We start from the raw sequence: 4,741 nt of genomic DNA, 5'->3' as shown, positions 1-4,741 counted from the left end.
GCGCCAGGTCGCCAACCGCCTCGTCGGCATCCTGCACGGCTGCCTCAAGACCGGCACCCTCTACGACGAGGCAACCGCCTGGCCGCATCACGCCGAATCGCTTGCTGCTTGACAACTAAAGCTCCTGAGATGTCTTTCATAGAAGGCAAGGGGAATCGGCGCCGGAGCAGCGGGCCCTGGCGCTGTCGGATGGTGTGATTACCGGCGTCGGGTGGCGCGCACGACGACATCGTGGAGGGGGACCGCTCGGCCCCCGTGGCCGGTAGAGCCCGGGGTGTGCAGGTGCCCCACGATGAGCAGCGTGCCGCCGGGAGCCACCCATCCGGCGATGCGGTCGTAGAACTCCAGCTGGGACATCGCCGGGTGGGCGTAGTGGGTCATGACCAGGTCGAACTGCGCGCCCGGACTCCAGACGCTCAGATTCGCCTCAACCCACTGCAAGCGCTCGGGGGCCCCGCCCGTCGCCGCGCGCTCGGCAGCGCGAGCAAGGGCCTCGGACGAGATGTCGGCTGCGGTGACGTGCCAGCCTTGGGAGGCAAGCCAGATCGCCTCGGCACCGCCGCCGCACCCCCCATCCAGTGCCGCGCCCGGTGTCAGGCCGCTGGTCTCACGAGCGAGGTACGGGTTCGGCGGGTTGCCGCCCATGGATCCGGGGCCCCCAGCTCGCACCTGTTGCCAGTGCCGCTACCGCCGCGCCCGCCTCGGCGCCACTGACCGTTCGGTTGCTGCTCAACCCCCTCTGCGGCGAGGCAGGGAAGATCTGCCTCCGGGCGTAGAGGGCTGTGGTCGGGCTGAGGAGCGATGGGCCGCTTCGGGTGCCGGGCGATACCGATGCGGCGTTCCTTATGATCCTTTAACATGGAGGAACCTATAGTGCTATGTGCCTAGATAAATGGAGAAGCCGGTGATCGAGTTCCATCTGGACAGCAGGTCGGGTGTGTCGCCGTACCTGCAGCTGGTTCAGCAGGTGCGGCAGGCGCTGCGGCTCGGTCTGCTGCGTGAGGGTGACCAGCTCCCGACGGTCAAGGAGGTGGTGGCGCGGCTGGCGATCAACCCCAACACGGTGCTCAAGGCCTACCGGGAACTCGAGCACGAGGGCCTGGCGGCCGCCCGGCCAGGGGTCGGGACGTTCGTGACGAAGACGCTGACCAACTCCTCGCTGGCCGCGCACGGCCCGCTGCGGCTGGACCTGCAGCGCTGGCTGGCCAAGGCCCGCCGCGCCGGCCTCGACGACGAGAGCATCGAGGCCCTGTTCATGACCACCTTTCGGACCACCGCTCAGGAGGACATAGCGTGACTTCGGTCCTACAGGCCCAGGCACTGGGCAAGAAATACGGCAAGCGCTGGGCGCTGCGCGAGTGCACCATCGACATACCGGCGGGCCACGTCGTGGGGTTGGTGGGCCCCAACGGAGCCGGCAAGACCACGCTGCTGAAGCTGGCCAGCGGCCAGCTCGAACCGACGGCGGGCGGCATCACTGTGCTCGGCGGCCGTCCCGCCGGCGGCCCCGCGCAACTGGCCAAGGTCGGCTTCGTCGCTCAGGACACCCCCGTCTACGCCGGGCTGACCGTCGCCGAGCACCTGCGGCTGGGAGCCCGGCTCAACCCTCGCTGGGACGTCACCATGGCGCGGGAGCGTATCGCGCGGCTCGGTCTCGTCCCCGCCCAGCGGGCGGGCAAGCTGTCCGGCGGCCAGCGCGCCCAGCTGGCCCTCACCCTGGGCCTGGCCAAGCGGCCCGAGCTGCTGATCTTGGACGAGCCGGTCGCCTCGCTCGACCCGCTGGCCCGCCGCGAGTTCCTGCAGGGGCTGATGGAGGCGACCGTCGAGCACGCGTTCAGCGTGGTGCTCTCCTCTCACCTGGTCTCCGACCTGGAACGGGTCTGCGACTTCCTGATCGTGCTCGTCGACTCGCGCGTGCAGGTGGCCGGGGAGAGCGACAAGCTGCTGGCCACCCATCACCGGCTCACCGGCCCGCGCCGCGACCCCGACCGGCTGCCCGCCGACCAGCATGTGATCTCCGCCAGCCACACCGAGCGACAGAGCACGTACGTGATCCGTACCGACGCCCCGATCCACGACCCCGCCTGGACGGTCACCCAGCTCAGCCTGGAGGACCTCGTCCTGGCCTACATGGAAAAGCACACCGCCGAGGACCGGCGAGTCGCCCTGGAGGTGCAGCGATGATCTGGCTGACCTGGCGCCAGTTCCGCGGCTCGGTCGCGATGGTGGCCACCGTCCTCGTCGTCCTCGCCGCAGCTCTGGCCGTGACCGGCCCGGGCCTGGCCTCCGGCTACTCCGCCGGGATCGCCGGCTGTACCCAGGACGACACCTGCGGCCGCTTCTACGACCGCTTCTTCGACGAGTACCAGCTCCCGTTCATGGCCGTCAGCCTCGTCGTGCTGCTCCTGCCCGCCCTCATCGGGCTCTTCTGGGGAGCGCCGTTGATCACCCGCGAGCTGGAGGCGGGCACGCACCTGATGGTGTGGAACCAGAGCATCACCCGCGGCCGCTGGCTGGCGGTCAAGCTCGGGCTCATGGGCCTGGTCGCCGTGGCCGCCGCCGGTCTGTGCGGTCTCATGGTGACCTGGTGGTCCGACCCTTTGGACAAGTCGGCCGCTGAGGGCTTGGCCCTGATGGCTCCCTTGGTGTTCGGCGCGCGTGGCATCGCCCCGATGGGGTATGCGGCCTTCGCCTTCGTCCTGGGCGTGACCGTGGGCATGCTGGTGCGCCGCACGCTGCCCGCCATGGCCCTCACGCTGGCCGTCTTCGCCGCGGTCCAGCTCACCATGCCGCTGCTCGTCCGTCCCCACCTGATGCCCCCGGTCACCGGGACCTTCGAGCTCGGCGAGGCGAACGTGGACAGCGTCGGCATAAACCGGGACGAAGGCGGAACTGTGCGCATTGTCCTTGAGTCGGCCGTTCCCGGCCATGCGGGTGCCTGGGTCCTGTCCGGCAGCCTGGTCGATCCGTCCGGACGTACGCTCGGCAGCGGCAGCAACAGCGGAGCCGCCGTCCCGGTCTCCACCACGTCGGGACCCTGCGCACCGTCGGGAGCGCAGGGCATGAGTACGTGCATGGCCGAGATCAACCGGCTCGGTTACCGGCAGCAGGCGACCTTTCAGCCCCTTGAGCGCTTCTGGCCCTTCCAGTGGATCGAGACCGGGATCTACGCCCTGCTCACCCTCGGCCTGACATGGTTGTCCTTCTGGTGGATCCGCAGGCGCCTGTCATGACCATCATCAGGACCGCGGCCGCCGGGCTCGCCCTCCTCCTGGCGGCGGCCTGCACGGCGCCGACGCCGCCGCGCAGCCAGGCGAGCGCGGCAGCCAGTGCGGTCTGCGCGCAGCCTCAGGGACCCCCCGGGGCGGAGACGGCCACCACGATCGACGTCATCGAGCAGGCGTACTTCTGCATCCTCGGCAACTACTACAGCGGCGCCACGCTGGACGCCCGCTCGCTGCTGAGCGCCGGATTCGTCGCCCTGACCCAGGAGCTCAACCGCAACGGACGCGACGAGCCCGGGGCCACCATGCCGGCGCTGACCGGCGACCGCAAAGCCGACTGGGCCGCGTTCGAGGCCGTCTACCGCAAGATCACCGATCAGGTGCCGGACCTGCGTGACAAGCTGGCCGTCGTCACCCTGGAGGCCATGGTGGCCGGCCTCGGCGACAACCACGCCCGCTGGACGCACGACGTCAAGCGGCCACCCGACTACTACGACGGCGACGGCTACGGCCTGGGCCTGCTGGCGAACGTCAACGGCTCGCAGGCGGAGGGCGACCCCGGCGTCGCCCTGCCCCCGCTGTTCGTTACCGAAGTGCAGGGTGGCCCGGCGCAAGCGGCCGGGCTGCGCCCGGGCGACATCATCGAATCGGTCAACGGATCGGCGCCGTTCATCGATGGGAAGGCCACCCCCGCGATCGCCGCCCTCTACCCGCGTTATCCGGAGGCGCGGCCGGTCCGGTTGCGGCTGCTGCGGGAGAGCACCGGCCGCCGCTGGACCGTCACGCTCAAGCCCGGCCTCTACCAGCGGGATCTGGCCGCCCTGCAAGTGGTGCAGTCGAAGCTGCTGGACGACGACATCGCCTATGTACGGCTGCGCGGGTTCGCTCCCGACGCCGCGACCAGGGCCTTCAAAGCGATCTCCCGGCTGCGCACCGGCCGGACCCTCACCGGCGTCGTGCTGGACCTGCGCGGCAACGGCGGTGGCAGCCCCACGGAAGCGACCCGGCTGGTGAGCGCGTTCGCCCACGGCAAGGTCACCGCCTACCAGTGCACCGTGGACGGCAACTGCGCAACATCGCGGACCGACGACACCGTCGACCTGATCGGCCTGCCACTGGTGGTGCTCACCGACCGCAGCTGCGCCTCGGCCTGCGAGCACGTCAGCTCCGCGGTCAAGGACCTGCGCATCGGCCAGTTGGTCGGTACCAGAACCGCCGGTGTCATCTCCGGCCCGGCGCAGCCGTACCTGCTGAGCAACAACACCATGCTGGGCTTCCCCGCCAGGCACCACCTCGGGCCCAATCGCGAGGTGATCGACCGGATCGGCGTGCCGCCCGACCACTACGTGCCCCTGACCCCCGAGGACGCGGCCGCCGGGCGCGACCCCGCCCTGGCCAAGGCCCTGACCCTGCTGCACAAGTGAATGGACCTCTCGATGAGACAGATCCTGGCAGTCGCCGCAGGACTGGTCGTCCTGGCCGTGTCCGCCTGCTCCGCACCCACGCCGCCCCGCTCC

5 protein-coding genes are annotated in these 4,741 nt (G+C 70.3%); 4 read left to right on the top strand and 1 reads right to left on the bottom strand.

Annotation, left to right across the window (positions count from 1 at the left end):
- Positions 1 to 198 precede the first annotated feature (198 nt).
- The gene (locus EJK15_RS67700; RefSeq protein ID WP_138720671.1) at positions 199 to 645 is read right to left on the bottom strand and encodes a class I SAM-dependent methyltransferase; all 447 of its coding nucleotides are present in this window, start codon (positions 643 to 645) and stop codon (positions 199 to 201) included.
- Positions 646 to 904: 259 nt separating this feature from the next.
- On the opposite strand from EJK15_RS67700, the gene EJK15_RS67695 reads away from it, so the two are divergent.
- From EJK15_RS67695 to EJK15_RS67680, 4 genes are read left to right on the top strand one after another with little or no spacing between them, the layout of a single operon-like run.
- Positions 905 to 1,297: a GntR family transcriptional regulator gene (locus EJK15_RS67695; protein WP_240778116.1), complete on the top strand. Its 393-nt coding sequence runs from the start codon at positions 905 to 907 to the stop codon at positions 1,295 to 1,297.
- Positions 1,294 to 2,184 carry an ABC transporter ATP-binding protein gene (locus tag EJK15_RS67690; protein WP_138720669.1) on the top strand — a complete coding sequence of 297 codons (891 nt, stop codon included), beginning with the start codon at positions 1,294 to 1,296 and terminating at the stop codon, positions 2,182 to 2,184. Before EJK15_RS67695 ends, EJK15_RS67690 begins: the two co-directional genes overlap by 4 nt.
- Positions 2,181 to 3,233: an ABC transporter permease gene (locus tag EJK15_RS67685; protein ID WP_138720668.1), complete on the top strand. Its 1,053-nt coding sequence runs from the start codon at positions 2,181 to 2,183 to the stop codon at positions 3,231 to 3,233. The genes EJK15_RS67690 and EJK15_RS67685 overlap by 4 nt, the downstream gene beginning before the upstream one ends.
- Positions 3,230 to 4,648, top strand: a complete 1,419-nt coding sequence (locus EJK15_RS67680; RefSeq protein ID WP_138720667.1) for a S41 family peptidase — start codon at positions 3,230 to 3,232, stop codon at positions 4,646 to 4,648. Before EJK15_RS67685 ends, EJK15_RS67680 begins: the two co-directional genes overlap by 4 nt.
- Positions 4,649 to 4,741 lie beyond the last annotated feature (93 nt).

The sequence above is a fragment of the Nonomuraea basaltis genome (genome assembly GCF_005893125.1).
GTDB lineage: Bacteria > Actinomycetota > Actinomycetes > Streptosporangiales > Streptosporangiaceae > Nonomuraea > Nonomuraea basaltis.
This window is presented reverse-complemented; position numbering and strand designations above follow the sequence as displayed.